The 16,363-nt window shown below is 62.0% G+C and carries 16 protein-coding genes; 4 read left to right on the top strand and 12 right to left on the bottom strand.

The annotated features are described in order from the left end of the window. Positions 1 to 62 precede the first annotated feature (62 nt). The gene (locus tag PWM43_RS02920) at positions 63 to 1,070 is read right to left on the bottom strand and encodes a dipeptidase (protein ID WP_289841165.1); all 1,008 of its coding nucleotides are present in this window, start codon (positions 1,068 to 1,070) and stop codon (positions 63 to 65) included. A gap of 114 nt (positions 1,071 to 1,184) precedes the next feature. On the opposite strand from PWM43_RS02920, the gene PWM43_RS02915 reads away from it, so the two are divergent. Continuing rightward, a complete protein-coding gene (locus PWM43_RS02915) occupies positions 1,185 to 1,979 on the top strand; it encodes an exodeoxyribonuclease III (protein WP_289841054.1) in 795 nt (264 codons plus the stop codon). A gap of 123 nt (positions 1,980 to 2,102) precedes the next feature. Here the strand turns inward: PWM43_RS02915 and PWM43_RS02910 are convergent, their stop codons facing one another. Beyond that, entirely contained in the window at positions 2,103 to 2,819 is a 717-nt protein-coding gene (locus PWM43_RS02910) for a response regulator transcription factor (protein WP_289841053.1), read from the bottom strand. A 145-nt stretch (positions 2,820 to 2,964) separates the two neighbouring features. On the opposite strand from PWM43_RS02910, the gene PWM43_RS02905 reads away from it, so the two are divergent. Continuing rightward, positions 2,965 to 3,474 carry a L,D-transpeptidase family protein gene (locus tag PWM43_RS02905; RefSeq protein WP_289841052.1) on the top strand — a complete coding sequence of 170 codons (510 nt, stop codon included), beginning with the start codon at positions 2,965 to 2,967 and terminating at the stop codon, positions 3,472 to 3,474. On the opposite strand, the gene PWM43_RS02900 is transcribed toward PWM43_RS02905, so the two are convergent. From PWM43_RS02900 to guaB, 3 genes are all read right to left on the bottom strand, one after another. Further along, positions 3,427 to 5,304, bottom strand: coding sequence for a cation:proton antiporter (locus PWM43_RS02900; RefSeq protein ID WP_289841051.1), 1,878 nt, complete (start codon positions 5,302 to 5,304; stop codon positions 3,427 to 3,429). The two genes, PWM43_RS02905 and PWM43_RS02900, sit on opposite strands and share 48 nt — an antisense overlap. Before the next feature lie 55 nt (positions 5,305 to 5,359). Next, positions 5,360 to 6,652: an RsmB/NOP family class I SAM-dependent RNA methyltransferase gene (locus tag PWM43_RS02895; protein ID WP_289841050.1), complete on the bottom strand. Its 1,293-nt coding sequence runs from the start codon at positions 6,650 to 6,652 to the stop codon at positions 5,360 to 5,362. A 91-nt stretch (positions 6,653 to 6,743) separates the two neighbouring features. Continuing rightward, the gene (gene guaB / locus PWM43_RS02890; RefSeq protein ID WP_289841049.1) at positions 6,744 to 8,285 is read right to left on the bottom strand and encodes an IMP dehydrogenase; all 1,542 of its coding nucleotides are present in this window, start codon (positions 8,283 to 8,285) and stop codon (positions 6,744 to 6,746) included. Between the two features lie 147 nt (positions 8,286 to 8,432). Here guaB and PWM43_RS02885 point away from each other — a divergent pair, with 147 nt between their 5' ends. Then, positions 8,433 to 9,044: a nucleoside 2-deoxyribosyltransferase gene (locus PWM43_RS02885; protein WP_289841048.1), complete on the top strand. Its 612-nt coding sequence runs from the start codon at positions 8,433 to 8,435 to the stop codon at positions 9,042 to 9,044. Continuing rightward, entirely contained in the window at positions 9,041 to 9,514 is a 474-nt protein-coding gene (locus tag PWM43_RS02880) for a DsrE family protein (RefSeq protein WP_289841047.1), read from the top strand. Before PWM43_RS02885 ends, PWM43_RS02880 begins: the two co-directional genes overlap by 4 nt. Positions 9,515 to 9,530: 16 nt before the next feature. On the opposite strand, the gene PWM43_RS02875 is transcribed toward PWM43_RS02880, so the two are convergent. The 7 genes from PWM43_RS02875 to zwf form a co-directional block, all read right to left on the bottom strand. Continuing rightward, positions 9,531 to 11,024 carry an MFS transporter gene (locus PWM43_RS02875; protein WP_317134978.1) on the bottom strand — a complete coding sequence of 498 codons (1,494 nt, stop codon included), beginning with the start codon at positions 11,022 to 11,024 and terminating at the stop codon, positions 9,531 to 9,533. Between the two features lie 197 nt (positions 11,025 to 11,221). Continuing rightward, positions 11,222 to 11,704: a YaiI/YqxD family protein gene (locus PWM43_RS02870; RefSeq protein WP_289841046.1), complete on the bottom strand. Its 483-nt coding sequence runs from the start codon at positions 11,702 to 11,704 to the stop codon at positions 11,222 to 11,224. After that, entirely contained in the window at positions 11,701 to 12,249 is a 549-nt protein-coding gene (locus PWM43_RS02865) for a gluconokinase (protein WP_289841045.1), read from the bottom strand. The genes PWM43_RS02870 and PWM43_RS02865 overlap by 4 nt, the downstream gene beginning before the upstream one ends. Then, positions 12,246 to 12,974, bottom strand: a complete 729-nt coding sequence (gene rpiA / locus PWM43_RS02860; RefSeq protein WP_289841044.1) for a ribose-5-phosphate isomerase RpiA — start codon at positions 12,972 to 12,974, stop codon at positions 12,246 to 12,248. The genes PWM43_RS02865 and rpiA overlap by 4 nt, the downstream gene beginning before the upstream one ends. Beyond that, on the bottom strand, positions 12,974 to 13,750 hold the full coding sequence (gene pgl, locus PWM43_RS02855; protein WP_289841043.1) for a 6-phosphogluconolactonase: 777 nt from the start codon (positions 13,748 to 13,750) through the stop codon (positions 12,974 to 12,976). The genes rpiA and pgl overlap by 1 nt, the downstream gene beginning before the upstream one ends. Then, on the bottom strand, positions 13,747 to 14,634 hold the full coding sequence (locus tag PWM43_RS02850) for a Cof-type HAD-IIB family hydrolase (RefSeq protein ID WP_289841042.1): 888 nt from the start codon (positions 14,632 to 14,634) through the stop codon (positions 13,747 to 13,749). The genes pgl and PWM43_RS02850 overlap by 4 nt, the downstream gene beginning before the upstream one ends. A 90-nt stretch (positions 14,635 to 14,724) precedes the next feature. Then, positions 14,725 to 16,275, bottom strand: coding sequence for a glucose-6-phosphate dehydrogenase (gene zwf / locus PWM43_RS02845; protein WP_289841041.1), 1,551 nt, complete (start codon positions 16,273 to 16,275; stop codon positions 14,725 to 14,727). Between the last annotated feature and the right edge of the window lie 88 nt (positions 16,276 to 16,363).

Below are 16,363 nucleotides of genomic sequence, written 5' to 3'. Positions count from 1 at the left end.
AGGTGGACAATTTCCGTGCTCCCTTCCGTCGACAGGTCCCGTTTCGTTCTCTCGCGCGTCCTTCAGGCTCGTGCAGCGGCTTCCGCCTGCTCCATGACGCGCAGAAAATTACCGCCCCAGATGGCCGCCATGTCGGATGCCGAAAAGCCCTGCCGCAGCAAAGCGGCCGTCACGTTCGCCGTCTGACTGGCATCGGACCACCCTTCGATACCGCCACCGCCATCGAAGTCGGACGATACGCCGACATGCCCGATACCAATCCGCCGGGCGATGTAAGCGACATGGAAAGCCATATCGTCGACCGTCGCCCGGCCATGCGCGGAAGGCTTCAGGAAGCTCGACATGGCCGTCACCTGCACGACGCCACCGCTTTCTCCCAGGCGATCGAGCTGCTCGTCATCGAGATTGCGCGGGTGATCGCTGAGCGAACGCGCGCAGGAATGCGAAGCCACGACCGGCACACGGGAACACTCCACCGCCTGCAACATCGAGTCTTTGGACGTATGCGAGACATCGACCAGCATGCCGCAATCATTCATGCGCGCGATCGCCTCGCGACCGAGCGCCGACAGTCCACCGTGCAGTTTCACCGGATCGTCGAGATCCGCGCGAGGAATGGCTGCGTCGGCCAGCATGTTGTGCCCGTTATGGGTCATCGTCATATAGCGAACGCCGAGGCCGCGCAGGACCGCTATCCGCGACACGTCCTCCCCGATCGCATAGCCGTTCTCCACGGCGGGAACGACCGCGACAGCTCCGCTGGAAACAGCGGAGCGCACGGCGGCGGCATTGTCACAGACACGCGTGCCCGCAACTCCGCGCAACGCGCCAATCGCCTCCAGCATCGCCTGCACGCGTATCCAGGCCTCCTGATGACCCAGCGCGTTGCGCCGTCCCTGCGGGATGTAGGCAGCCAGACAGACAGCCTTCAACCCGCCACGTCTCAGCTTGGGAAGATCGACCTGCCGCATCAGCGTATCGTCGCCGAAGTCATCCCGATCCGGCCAGGGGATATCGATATGGCTATCGAAAGTGAGAAACGCGTCGTGCGAAAGATTGCTGTCTGTCATTGTACCGTCGAAAAAGGCATTGAACCCGAAATGGCGATGCGCGGTGCCGCGGACAAGGGGCAACCGGCATCACACGCCTCCACCCCGTCCTGTCCCGCCTGATCGATGGAAACTATGCGACTGCTGACCTGGAACATCAATTCGCTCCGCCTGCGGCTGCCGCTGCTCAAACGACTCGTCGATGAACAGAACCCCGACGTGATCTGCCTGCAGGAAACGAAGGTTCCCGATCCGCTTTTTCCGATCGGGGCGATACGGGAACTCGGCTACCCACACATCCATTTCGCCGGAATGAAAGGCTATAACGGCGTCGCCGTGCTGTCGCGCGTGCCTTTCGCTCCCCTCGATGGCCTGCCCTCATGGTGTGCGCGCACCGACTGCCGTCATATTGCGGTTCGCCTCGATATGTCGTCAGGTCCAGTCCTGCTTCATGACTTTTATGTTCCCGCCGGCGGCGACATTCCGGACCGGGAAGCCAATGAAAAATTCGCCCACAAACTCGACTTCGTGGATGAGGTCACCCGGTGGTTCACCACGACGCCGCCGGAGCGCAGTGTTCTTGTCGGCGATCTCAACATCGCTCCGCTGGAGCATGACGTCTGGAGTCACAAGCAACTCCTCAAGATCGTCAGTCACACCCCGCCAGAAATCATTCGCATGGAAGCATGGCTCCGCACGGGATTTGTTGACGCGATGCGCCAGATCGTGCCGCCGGATGAAAAACTTTACACATGGTGGTCATATCGGAACCGCGACTGGCGCGCGTCCAACCGTGGCCGCCGCCTCGATCACGTCTGGCTGACGCCGGACCTGATCCCCAGCCTCGCGGGCATGAGCGTCCTGAAAGACGTGCGGGACTGGAGCAGCCCCTCGGATCACGTCCCGGTCATCGTTGATCTGAATTTATAAAGCCATGTCGCTCGCCTGATCGGGCAATGGCCGGATCAGGCGAGCTCCGTCCCGCGCAAAACGTCGTCTGACGCCTCCGCACCGCGAGATCGCAGCGATGCATGACGCGACGCTTCGACGCCGTCAGGAGCGGAACGGCGAGCCTTCCGGGTCCAGACGATAGCCCCCGCCTTCGGTCAGAAGCAGGCATGCATTCGCCGGATCCGGCTCGATCTTCTGACGCAGTCGATAGATATGCGTCTCGAGCGTGTGCGTGGTCACGGCGGCGTTGTAGCCCCAGACCTCGTTGAGCAGCACCTGACGGGCGATGGGACGATGCCCCGCGCGATAGAGATATTTCAGGATCGCCGCTTCCTTTTCCGTCAGGCGGATGCGGCGGTTGCGCGCGGGCTCCTGCAGAAGCTTGGAAGACGGGCGAAACAGATAGGGACCGATCGTAAAGACCGCGTCCTCGCTATTTTCGAAAATCCGCAGCTGGGCACGCAGACGCGCCAGCAGTTCGGCGATCCTGAACGGTTTGGCGACATAATCATTCGCCCCCGCATCAAGGCCGCGCACGACATCGGCTTCGTCGTCCGATCCGGTCAGGATAATGATGGGCAATCTTATGCCCTGTCGGCGTAATTCCGCACAGAAATCGCGCCCGTCGCCGTCGGTCAGGGTGACATCCAGCAGAATTGCGTCGACCCGCGCTCCGGGCGCGGCAAGTTTGGTACGAGCGTCGGCGACGGAAACCGCCTCTATGGGCTCGAATTCACCTTCAATCTGCAATTGCTCAACAAGAAGGCGCCGGAGCGTATCGTCGTCATCGACGATCAGAACAGGGCGTGGGCCAGCCATCGGTTACTCTTCTCTGACTTTGTTGCAGGGACCATACGCCCGTTCACGCACGAAGACCACCCGGGTCCTCTTCACCCTTCTCCGTTATATGACAGGATCTTGGTCTTGCATTAAAATCGAAGATATTTCGGGCCGGAATCCATTCATGTCCTCCATTGCCTTTCTGCGCCGTTCTTCTGATGGTCGTTCCGAGCTGATCTTCCGGCAGGATCGAATTCCCGTCGCCATAGGTCCGGGCGGTGTGCGAGCCGACAAGCAGGAAGGCGACATGGCCACACCTCGCGCGCTGATGCCTCTACGACGGATCTATTATCGCGCCGACCGTGTCGCACGTCCCGAGACGTTCCTGCCCTGCGAACCCCTGTCGCCCCATGACGGCTGGTGCGACGACCCGTCGGACGCACGCTACAACCAGGCCGTCACGCTCCCCTGCGGATCACGCCATGAGCGGCTGTGGCGCGACGATCATGCCTACGATCTGATAGCCGTGCTCGGCTGGAACGACGATCCGGCAACCCCGGGACGCGGCTCCGCCATTTTCATGCATCTTCCGACGCCCGGCGGATCCACAGAAGGCTGTATCGCACTGCCTGAAGCTTTGTGGCGGTCACTGCTGAAGGGTGGACTCACCGCCATTGACAGTCGGGACTCCTGATCGGCTGGGCATGGTCGCCAGCAACGCGGCGCGCTCCGCGGGTTCGGCAAGTGAAATCACCAGATCTCCCACCTGCGGCACGACGCCGTCGGGATCTTCCGCTGATACGACCATGATCGACAGACCGCGCCGTATGACCATCAGGTCAAGCCGGGTCGGTCGTTTCCCGAAATCCGCCAGATTGTCCTCATTGCCCGGATACGCGACGAAGCGCCAGTCCCGGCCATAGAGCGTGTCGAACAGCGTGTAGTTCCACGAGGGTTCGCCAAGCAGCTTGCCCCGCGCGTCACGGGAAAGCCCGTGATAGAGGTCCAGCCGCGCAATCCCGGGACTCACCTGATAGACGCGCTGGCGTCCCATATGCGGCGCCAGATGCGCGCAGACCATACCGTTGTAAATGGCGTCCGCCGTCAGGGCGAGCAGATAATCCGCAGGACGCTCTTCCAGCGCCTCTTCGCCATAAACCGAAAGCAGTTCCGCCCTCAGCACGGGAATACCCGACCGCGTCGCCGGCATCAGCGCGCCGGAGCGACTGTCCACCAGCAGAACAGGCACACCTTCCCTGTGCAGTTGCGCCGCGAGATCGATCGTCCATGCCGAGGCGCCGACGAGCGCCAGAGCCGGTTGGTCGGACAACGTCAGTCCAAGACGCCGCGCCAGCGGACGCATGGAAAACCCATGCAGGATCATCGTGGTCGCGATTACCGCGAAAACGGCAGGTGCGACCAGCGCGGCGCTGGGAAAACCCGCGGACACCATGTGATAGCCGGACTCACCGGCGACGGCCGCGGCAACGATACCGCGTGGAGCGATCCATCCCACGAAGCTTCGTTCACGCCACGAGAGGTCGGTGCCGAGCGTGGAAAAGAATATGGCGAGCGGCCGCACGACGAACAGCACGACCAGCGTGAGCGCCAGAACCGCCAGTGAAATCTGCGCCAGGACCTCACGCTGCAGATCCGCCGTGAGAAGAATGAAAAGAATGGACACGATCAGAACGACCAGCCCTTCCTTGACGCGCCGGAGTTCCGCCATACCCGGAACGTGCAGGTTCGTTAAAGCCATGCCGAACACGGTAGCCGCGATCAGGCCCGCGCCTTCCATGCTGAGATTGCACAGGCTGAAAATGATGAGCGTGATCGAGAGCAGCAAAGGCGTTTTGAGCGTCTCGGGCATCATATCGCGCCGAAACAGGTAGTTCACGAGATAGGCGGGCACGATACCCGCGACCAGCGCCTCGAAAGAGGAGGCGAGCATGTCCGGCAACACTTCGGTCAGAAGGGTGCCCGGACCTTCATGGGCGCTCCGCGTCGCAACCTGCAACACGACGGCGGCAAGAATCGCTCCGACGGGATCATTGACGATCGCTTCCCATCGCAGGAATGCCGCCACACGGGGCTTGAGCTTGTTGTGTCGCAGAAGAGGCAGAACGACGGTAGGGCCGGTCACCGTGATGATGGCGCCGAACAGCGCGGCGGTCGCCCATTCCAGATGTCCGACATAATGCGCTGCCAGCAGCCCAAGCACCCAGTTGATCGGCAGCGCCAGCATCGTCAGGCGTATGACGCCCTCGCCCGCTTCCCGAAGCTGGCGAAAATCCAGCAGCAACCCGCCCTCGAACACGACGATCGCCACCGCGAGAGAAACCATCGGACGGAAAATCCACCCCAGCGAGGCCGAAGGATGAATGACGTGAAGCCCCGGCCCCAGAATCAGGCCGAGCGCGAACAGCAGAACGATCGCCGGGACGCGCATGCGCCATGCGACCCATTGAGCAGCCGTACCGGCGCCGAGCGAGGACAGGAGTCCGATCAGGATGCTGATGGTCATGGAGTCAGATATTTTCCGTCCGATTGCCGCTGTTCAGGAATTTCAGAAGCTCGGATCATGCCGGATGACGGCGCATGATCGCAGCAAAAAAACCGTCCGTCCCGTTACGATACGGCGTCAGAGCGAAATGTGACTGCTCGCGCAATGTCTCGGGAAGCACATCCCCGCCCGCGGGAACGAGTTCGAAACCCGTGTTCCGGGCCAGGAATGCCGTGATCTGCTGCATGTTCTCGTCCGACAGGATCGAGCACGTGGCATAAACGAGACGACCGCCGGGCTTGACCAGTGTTGCGGCGCGATCGAGGATCTCGCCCTGCTTGAAGGTCAACTCGCGGATGTCCTGTTCCGTCAGGCGAATGCGCGCATCCGGGTTGCGACGCCACGTCCCTGTTCCCGAACACGGCGCATCCACCAGCACCCGGTCGAACGTTCCCGCCCGCCGCTTGATCCATTTGTCGCCACTGACGAGCAGGTGACGCTCGACATTATGAACGCTGGCCCGACGCAGACGCTTGACCGCGCCTTCGAGCCGCTGGGCCGAAACATCACAGGCCACGATCTGCCCGCGATTTTCCATGGTCATGGCCAGCGCGAGCGTCTTGCCCGCCGCTCCGGCACAGAAATCAAGCACGCGCTCACCGGGCTGCGCGTTCATGGCCGCTACAACGAGCTGACTGCCCTCATCCTGGATTTCGATCAGGCCGGTACGAAACGGTTCGGCCGCCGTCACCGGTTGGCGGCCGTCGAGACGCAGGCCCCATGGCGAAAGCTCCGTCGGGTTCGCCAGGAGCGACTCGCGGCGCAAGGCAGCCAGCGCCTTCTCCCGCGTACCCTTCAGCAGGTTCACCCGCAGGTCGAGCGGGGCGCTGCCCTCCATCGCGGCCATTTCCGTTTCAAGAGCGTCCCCGAAACTGGCCTCAAGGCGCGGGTCCAGCCAGTCCGGATATTCAAGCCTCACGGCACGCGGCATGGCGGCATCCGTCAGTTCCCGGCCCGCCAAAGCCTTCAGCGCGATATCCTCGCGTGAGCTCAACAGGTCCGGCGCATAACGTTCGCCCGTATAGAGCGTGCGCGCATGCTCCATCGGCTGGCCGCCAAGAATCAGGGAGGCGCCGCACAGGAGACGCGGCGAAGCGCCGCCCGGAACGTCGCGAAGGTGCCAGTGCAGGCGACGCCAGCTGCGCAACACGTCCCATACGAGGCCGGAAATGGCGCGCCGATCACCGCCACCGATATAACGACGTTCTCGAAAGAACGCATTCGCGGTCGCGTCCGCCGGTCGGCGGGGCACATTTTCGATCGCGCAAAGGAGGTCGATGGCGGCGGAAAGGCGGGCAGCAGGTGTCATGCCCTGCCACCTAGCGTTTTTTCGCCGCCGTGACGATAGCCGTACCGACCAGCCGGGAAAGCCGGATCAGGAACGTCCGGACCCGGAAAGATCAGTCCTGACGATAATTCGGCGCCTCACGCGTGATCGTCACGTCATGAACGTGGCTCTCACGCAGGCCGGCATTCGTGATCCGGCGGAACATCGCGCGAACCTGAAGCTCGGACACACTCGACGAGCCGGTATAGCCCATCCCCGCACGCAGACCGCCGACAAGCTGGTGGATGACCGCGGCCATGCGGCCCTTGTAGGGCACCTGCCCCTCGATCCCTTCCGGCACGAGCTTCAGCGTGTCCTTCACTTCCTGCTGGAAATAACGATCGGCCGAGCCGCGCGCCATGGCGCCGAGGGACCCCATGCCGCGATAGGCTTTGTAGGAGCGCCCCTGATAGAGGAACACCTCGCCGGGACTTTCGTCGGTGCCCGCCAGCAGCGAACCGATCATGACCACGTCCGCGCCCGCGCCGATGGCCTTGACGATATCGCCCGAAGTCCGCACGCCGCCATCGGCGATCGCGGAAACGCCCAGCTCGTGACACGCCTCGGATGTTTCCATCACAGCCGAGAACTGCGGCACGCCAACGCCTGCTACGACGCGCGTCGTGCAGATGGACCCCGGTCCGATGCCGATCTTGATGCAGTCGGCTCCGGCCTCGACCAGAGCACGCGCCGCCGCCGGGGTGGCGACGTTGCCCGCGATGATCTGGATACCCGGATGACGGGCCTTGAGTTCTGAAACCGTGGTCAGAACGCCACGGGAATGCCCATGTGCCGTGTCGACCACGACCACATCCACACCGGCCTCGACCAGCGCTTTCGCACGAATCAGACCGTCATCGCCGACGCCGATCGCCGCGGCGCAGCGCAGCCGTCCGAGTGAGTCCTTGATGGCCAGAGGATAGGTCTCGGCCTTGTCCATGTCCTTGACGGTGATGAGGCCGGTGCAGCGCCCCGCTTCGTCCACCACGAGAAGTTTCTCGATGCGATGACGATGAAGCAGATCACGCGCCGTCTCGGGATCGGCGCCATTCGTGACCGTCACGAGATTTTCGCTGGTCATCATGTCACGCACGCGTCTGGCCGGATCGGTCGCAAAGCGCATGTCGCGGTTGGTCAGGATGCCGACAAGCCTGCCGTCTTCCGGCTGCACGACCGGCAGACCGCTGATGCCGTGACGCTGCATGATGGCATGCACGTCGGCCAGCGTCTGATCGGGACCGACCGTCACGGGATTGACCACCATGCCCGATTCGAAGCGCTTGACGCGGCGGACATGCTCGGCCTGTTCCTCGACGGACAGGTTTTTATGGATGACGCCCATCCCGCCCTGCTGGGCCATGGCGATGGCCATCGAATCTTCCGTGACCGTATCCATAGCCGACGACATCAGCGGGATGTTCAACTCGATCGTGGGCGTAAGCCGCGTGCGGGTGGAAGTCTGGGCCGGAAGGACGTTTGATTCCGCAGGTTCGACAAGAACATCGTCGAAGGCGAGCGCCTCGCGGATACGGGAATGCGCGACCGGGGTCGCGGACCGACCGCCAATATGTTCGCCCGCCTTCGTGTCCGGATATGTCGTGCCAGTATCTGTCATGGGCCGCGCGCCTTCCTCCTTCTGATGGATCGGAGGCCGACGGGCGTTCCGACCGTTGGCGCGTCCTCTTAGACCATCCGACCTCACAATGGAAACAGGAGATTCGCCTCTTCGACACAACAACGGCCCATGATACCGTGTGCCCCCATGAAAAAATCCTCGTTTCCCGTCTATCTCGCAGGCGATCTCGTCTTTCGACCGAACGCGCTCGCCCTGTTCGAACGCCTCAAAGGCTTGTGTGCCGAAGAAGGGCTTGAGGGCATCGCACCGTTCGACGGACAGGCCGACGCGCGCGCCCTCCCCCCAGGTCGTGAAACGATTCTGGCGTTCGTCCGGGCAGACCGGACCCTGATGGACGATTGCGCGGGCGCGCTGATCTGCATCGACCCCTTCCGGCGCAGCGCGGATATGGACCCCGGAACCGCCGTCGAAATCGGCTACCTGCTGGGCATCGGAAAGCCCATGGAAGGCTACACGACCGATGGCCGTTCCTATCACGAAAAAGTGGGATCCTATTGGCGCGATGCCTGGAACGGCAGCCTGTCGTTACGCCCCTCGTGCGATGCACCGTCTTCTGGCGCGGAAGAGGACCCCGACGGCATGCTGGTCCACTCTGACGGATTGATGCAGAACGGCATGATCGAAGGCTTCATAGGCTTCTCGGGCGGCACCGTCGCCGTAGACAACAATTTCGAGATCGCTTTTCATCACGCGGCCCGGCGTCTCGCGAGGCGCCTTCAGGAGAGATCCCTCGCATGACCTTACGCAGTCCCCTGCTCTGCCTCCTGCTCGGCACCGCAATGATCGCGCCCACGACACAGGCCGCGCCGTCGGCCCAGCCAGCGCAGGCGACGACCTACGGCGATCAGAAAACCGTCTATCAGAATAACGGCGCGCCAGTGAACCAGCCCGTGTATTTCACGATGCTGCTACACAGCCTGCGCAACCAGATCACCGCCGTTGGCAAGGATCACGTGAAAATCGTCGTCGTCAATTTCGGAGCGGGGGTCGATCTTCTGATACAGGCCCAGACGGATCGGGCTCTGGCCTCGCAGATCGACATGCTGAAAGCCGACGGCGTTCAGTTCGCAGTCTGCGCCAATACCATGAAAGGTCGTCACCTCCGGCGCGAGCAGCTTTATGGCGTCGCCGAACAGGACATCGTTCCCAGCGCGGTCGCCGAGATCACGCATCTTCAGTCGATCGGCTTTGCCTATATTCACCTCTGAAGCCAAAACGGGTGTCCTATCGTTCCATCCCCGGCTGAAGCCCGGAAAGTGGCGGGGCGATGTCCTCAAGAGACTTGTTCTCGGCATCGACGCCCCATTTGAAGGCGACGAAGGACGCAAATCCCATCAGAAGAGCCGCGAAAACATAGCCCAGCACGAGCATCGAAAGGCTTTTCGTGCCGATCAGCTCGCCGAAGATCGCGGGCGCCGCGGCGCCGCCGAACAGGGTTCCCAGCGAATAGAACAGCGCGATCGCCAGTGCCCGCATCTCCAGCGGAAAAAGCTCGCTGGCGGTCAGATAAGCTGACGACGCCGCCGCCGAGGCGAAGAAGAAAATCACGCTCCATGCAATCGTCTGCGTCGTCGCGGTCAGGAGATGCGCCTGCATGGCGAGCGCCACCAGAAACATCAGGGTACCCGAAATAGCGTAGGTCGAGCCGATCATGACGCGTCGTCCGATCGTGTCGAACCAGCGCGCCAGCAGCATGGGTCCACACAGATTGCCCAAAGCCAGGGGCAGGATATAGAGCCCCACGCTCCGGGCAGGCACATCCAGATATTCCGTCAGGACGAGGCCGTACGTGAAGAAAACGGCGTTATAGAGAAAAGCCTGCGCGATCATCAGGGTCAGGACATAGAAAGTCCGTGTGCGATAGGTCGTGACCATGTAGCGCAGGAAGTCCTTCAGTCCGAAGGATCCAGCCGGATAAATCAGAACCGACCGCAGCGGCGCGTTCCACCCGCCTTCCGGCTCGGCGCAATGGGACTCGACATCCTTGACGATCGCCTCGGCTTCCGCGACCCGCCGATGCGTCATGAGCCAGCGCGGACTCTCGGGCACATAGCGACGCAGCAGCAGGACGCCGGTGCCGAGCAGCGCGCCGATGACGAACGCCACGCGCCAGCCGACCGCGACCGACACCATGCTGTTATTCATCAGCGCGACCGAGCCAAGCGCGCCTATGGCCGCCCCCGCCCAGAACGTCCCGTTGACCATCAGATCCACGCGCCCACGCAGACGCGCGGGCACGAGTTCGTCGATCGCGGAATTGATGGCGGCATATTCCCCGCCAATGCCCATCCCCGTAATGAAGCGTCCGAGAGCGAAGCTGGGCAGATTCCACGACATCGCCGAAAAGCCGACACCGAGAATGTAAAGGGCGAGGGTGAGAAAGAAGATCTGTCGCCGCCCGAGACGATCGGTCATCCACCCGAAAAGCAGCGCTCCCAGCACCGCTCCCGTCACATAGGCGGACGATGCGAGCCCCACCCCCTCATCCGTCAGACCCAGCGTATCATGACGCTGGAGCACCGGTCCGAGCGAGCCGATCACCGTGACTTCGAGGCCATCCAGGATCCACGTAATCCCCAGCGCGACCACGACGATCATATGGAAGCGCGACCACGACAGACGGTCGAGTCGCGCCGGAATTTCCGTCCGCAGCGGAGCTGCGCGTGAAGCCCTCTCGGTTGGTGATACTGTCTGTCGGACAAAGTTCTGCACGTTCATGCCACCTCGAAATCCCGAAAATGAAAGGACATGAGACACACAACGCACAGACGGGCGTTCCGTCGCAACCTTAATATGTGATATTTCGATCGTTACAATGATATTTGAGGACGGGGAGCACTTATCCCCAGATTCGAGGCATAAAGCTGGGGATCACCCTGTGCATGATGACGGGATGACCGGGAGGACTCGCGATCTTATCCGCCCACTGTTCGCATCGCCGGGCGCTTCAGCTTGACGACCTGGGTGTCAAGAGCGCTGAGAAAAGCGCTGCGGTCCTTTTTCGAGAAAGACGCATTATAGGTCGTCATCACGCCCGTCTCGCGCAGCGAGGTCATGAGGTCGCGCATCGCCTTCGCCTCGCCAATCGCATCCTCGTCGAATACGCGCCCATCCGGACGGATGACGCGCGCGCCCTTGGGGACGCATCGCGCCGCCAGAGGGACGTCCGCCGTCACCACGATATCCCTGTCCGTCGCCTGTTCCGCGATCCAGTCATCGGCGACATCCGGACCGGCCTCAACCACGATGCGCTGGATGAGAGGCGTCTGGGGCACGTTCAGCCAGCCATTCGAAACGACGAACACCTGAAGTCCGTAACGCCCGGCAACCCGGTAGATTTCGTCCTTGACAGGGCAGGCGTCGGCATCGACGAGAATACGGACGGCCCGCTCCGTCATGCGGGGCGCATCGCCAGTTGGGCGATCACAGCCTCGACCGAATACGCCTCTCCATTCTCGCTGTCGATCGTGATGACCGGCTCATCCGCTCCCGGCGGTTCCAGCGTATCGAGCTGGCTCTTGAGAAGACTTGCCGGCATGTAATGCCCTTTGCGATGAACCAGCCGGTCCTGAATGATGCTCGTGGGGGCATAAAGATAGACGAACACGACCGGCAGTCCATCGCGTAACATATCGCGATAGGCCCGTTTGAGAGCCGAGCACGTCAGAACCCCGCCCGTCCGTGCGTGGTCCTCGAGCCAGGCGTGACACTTGCGCAACCATGGTCCGCGGTCTTCATCCGTCAGCGGCGTGCCGCTCGCCATCTTCGCGACGTTCTCCGGCGGATGCAGGTTGTCACCCTCCTGGAACGGCCAGCCGAAATGCTTCGCGAGGTCCATGGCAATGGTGGTTTTTCCAACCCCGGACACGCCCATCACGATGAGCAGACGCGGCTCATGAGGCTGGTCGGCCGCGACTGCGGCGTTTCCTGAGGGCGCGTTCATGGCACCATCCGCCGCACGCCGCCATGCCCGGCGACGAGCACTTCGGAGGTGAGGTTCAGGAACATCCCGTGATCGACCACACCGACGATATCGTAAATCGCCTCGCTGAGCGCATGCGGATCCTCGATGCTCGGGTAGTGACAGTCGATGATCATATTGCCGTTGTCAGTCACGAATAACGTTCCATCCCGATGCATCCTGGGTTTGCAGCCGATGGACCCTGTTTTGTTCAAAAGGTGGACCGCGCGCTCCCACCCCCACGAAACGACTTCCACTGGAATGGGCGCTTTCGTCCCCAGATGGTCGACGAGCTTGCTCTCATCGACGATAACGACGAAACGTTTTGCGGCTGAAGCGACGATTTTTTCCCGCAGCAGTGCTCCACCCAGCCCCTTGACCAGAAACAGCGTGCCGTTCAGCACCTCGTCGGCGCCGTCGATGGCGATATCCAATTCCGGGTGCGCGGCGAAATTCGTCAGCGGAATGCCGACTTCCCGCGCCTGCATGGTGCTGGCTTCGGAGGTTGGCAGTCCCCAGACACGCAGTCCTTCATCGCGGACGCGCTCGCCCAGCGCCTGGATCATGAAGCGCGCCGTGCTGCCCGTGCCAAGGCCGACAACCATGCCGTCCTCGATATAGCGGACCGCTTCGCGCGCCGCCTGATCTTTCAGACGCTCGATCGCCGCCACATCCCGGGCCTTGTCCGTTTCCAGATCACTGCTCATCACACGACATCCCTGGACACGAGATCCTCGGACACGACATCCCTGGCGGCGGCCTGATCGACGACGAAGGAGATATCGCCTTCGCTCGTCACATGACTTGAAGGCAGGCTGGCATCGTCTCCGCGACGCACACGAGCAAACATGTCCGCCTTGGCCTCACCGGCCAGCATGAAAACGACATGTCGGCTGGAGTGAATCGCGGGATAGGTCAGCGTCAGGCGCGTATGCGGCGCATCGTCCGGCACGCAGGTCGAGACCCAGTGCGTCATGTCCTTCAAAACGGGCTGGCGAGGAAAAAGCGACGCCGTATGACCATCGGCACCCATGCCGAGAAGAACGACATCGAAGAGCGGTCTTCCGGCTTGCAGGGTGTCAGCGCCATAAAACGTCTTGAGTTCGCGTTCGTAGCGCGCCGCATCCTCCTCCGGCGTTCCCATGGTCGGCATCGCATGCACATTTTCGGGCGGCACCGGCACATGCTCGAACAGCGCGGCATGGCTCATCGCGTAGTTGCTGGCCGGATCGTCAACCGGCACATGCCGCTCGTCGCCGAAAAAGAAATGTACGTTCTGCCAGGGGAAACGACTCGCGATATAACGCTGGGCGAGAAGTTCGAACAGCCGCTTGGGCGTCGACCCGCCCGACAGGGCGATGGAGAACGGCCCATCTGTCTTGGCGAGCGCCAGCTTGAAAAGCCAGTGCGCCACGTGATGAGCGACAGCTTCCGCGTCGGGCAGGATCACCACATCGGCGCTCTTTACATCATGCGCGTTCACGGCGCTTCTCCTTCCTTGGTGCCTGTCGCGACGGGCGCGCGCGGCAACACGAACTGACGCATGGCCATGGCCCATCCGTTCTGGTCATTCGCCGCGGTCACTTCATGCGCCCATGCACGAACCGCTTCGCTGGACTGCCCCATCGCGATCGCGAGACCCGCAACCTTGAGCATGGGAATATCGTTCGTCATGTCGCCGATGCAGGCCACCTCTCCCATGTCGACGCCGAGCGTTTTCGCCAGCATCCGGGCCGCGTAACCTTTGTTGGCGTCATGGTGGGTGATGTCGAGATAGTAGTCAGAAGACCGATGAACACTGGCCACGCCTTCAAGCATGGCCCCGATCTCGACTTCCATACGCTGAAGCAGCGGGTAATCGGCGCTTGATCCCATGATCTTGCCAACACCTTCGAAATACGGGCGAAAGTCAGGAACGACAGTCGGTTTGATGCCAACGGCACGCTCCTCATGCGCCACATAAGGAGCTCCGGCATCCCGGATCAGCCAGTCATGGCCTCGAAACAGCCAAGCATCGACGTGATGGACATGAAGCATGTCATACGCGTCCGAGGCCGCCTGCGCGGGAAGCGAGAGGCTGGCCACGATGTCGCCATCGGCCGACACGACCATGCCGCCATTCAACCCCGCATAGGGTGTGTCGAGCCCCAGCGGTCCACGGAACGCCACCATTCCCTCCGGAGACCGCGAACTCACGAGGCACAGCGCAATTCCAGCCTCCCGCAACGCGCGTGCGGCGCTGATTGTTTCGGGCGTGAGTTTCTTGTCCGGTCCGATCAGTGTGCCGTCAATATCGGACACCACCAGCCCTATCCGCGTGGCAGGCGGCTTCAGCGCGCTGTGTGTTGCTTCAAAATCGACCTTCATGAGCGCCTTGACCTTTTCCCGCACCTGTTGGGGCGGCGGGCGCTTCGCGCCCTGACCGCTCCCATCGCGGCCCCGCCATTTTCCGATCTTTTACCGCGATAGTTCAAGCCAGCGACGACCCGTCCTTGCCAGCAATTCGTCCGCATCGCGGGGGCCGTCAAGCCCGGCGGGATAGAAAGAAAGCGGCGCATGATCTCCCGCGGCCGCGCTCAGAGCGGGCTGAACGATACGCCAGCCACCCTCGATATTGTCGGCGCGCTGGAAGAGCGTCTGGTCACCGATCAGACAGTCGTAAATGAGCGTCTCGTAGCCCGTACTCGGTCCATCACTGAACCAGTCGGAATAATCGAACTTCATGCGCACGCCACCGAGCCGAACCGCAGGCCCCGGCACTTTGGCCGAAAACTGAAGTGTCACGCCTTCCGTCGGCTGGATGTGCAGAACGAGAATGTTAGGCGTCAGCTTGTCGACCGGCGTATCGCGGAACAGGGCAAAGGGCGCCTGCTTGAAATGAATGGCGATCTCGGTCTTGCGAACCCGCAGACGCTTTCCGGTACGCAGGTAGAACGGAACGCCAGCCCAGCGCCAGTTGTCGATGCCGAGCTTCATGGCGACGTATGTTTCAGTCTGGCTGCCAAGCGCGATGTCCTGCTCTTCGCGATATCCGCGCAGGGCTTCGGCCTCGTCACCAACACCGAAAGACCCGCTGACATACTGCCCGCGCACCATGTCTTCCATCTTGACCGGCTGAACGGCCGCCAGAACCTTGGCTTTTTCATCACGAACGGCGTCGGCGTCAAAGGAAGTCGGAGCCTCCATGCCAACCATGGTCAGAAGCTGCATGAGATGGTTCGGCACCATGTCACGCGTCGCCCCCGTCTGCTCGTAGAAACGCCCCCGTTTCTCGACACCGACCGTTTCAGCGGCGGTAATCTGCACGTGATCGATATTCTGGCGGTTCCAGAGCGGCTCGAAGATGCCATTCGAGAAACGAAGCGCCAGGATGTTCTGGACCGTTTCTTTTCCGAGATAATGATCGATCCGATAGATCTGGGTTTCATCGAGTGATCGCTGAAGCCGCACATTCAAGGCTCGCGCGGAAGCCAGGTCGGAACCGAACGGCTTCTCGATGATGACCCGGCGCGTAACACCGTTTTCCTCCCGCGCCAGTCCACTCTCGCCGAGATTGTCGACGATGGTGCCAAAGAAACGTGCCGCGACCGCGAGGTAGAACACAGCGTTGCGTCCGGAGATTCGCTCGCCCAGCGCATGATAGGTCGCCGCATCTTCAAACGAACCGCGCAGATAGCTGGTATTGGCCGTCAGACGCTCCCAGACCTGGTGCTGGAGTTCGGTGGCCGTCGTGCCGCGCTTGTTGACGAAATCGTCGATGGACGCACGGAACTGAGTGATCAGATCCTCGTCGCTCAGTTCGGCCCAATCGACAATGACAATCGAGAAATCCTCATTGAGAAGCCCCGAACAGGCGAGATTATAGAGTGCCGGCATCAGCAGGCGCCGCGTCAGATCACCGCCGCCGCCGAAGATCACGAATGTGCCCGGAGGCGCCGGTTCGAGACCCTGAGTCTGCTCTTTTGTCGTGGGGAGTGACGATTTCGCCGTAGCGAGAACTTCAACCATGTCTTCTGACCTCTGCAGCTGACTGTCCTGTCCCGAGGCAGGACAGGGCGCAGGGTACGCCCGCCAGCACGTGGCGGGACGGGCGTCG

The organism is Brytella acorum (assembly GCF_029309905.1).
Taxonomy (GTDB): domain Bacteria; phylum Pseudomonadota; class Alphaproteobacteria; order Acetobacterales; family Acetobacteraceae; genus Brytella; species Brytella acorum.
This window is presented reverse-complemented; position numbering and strand designations above follow the sequence as displayed.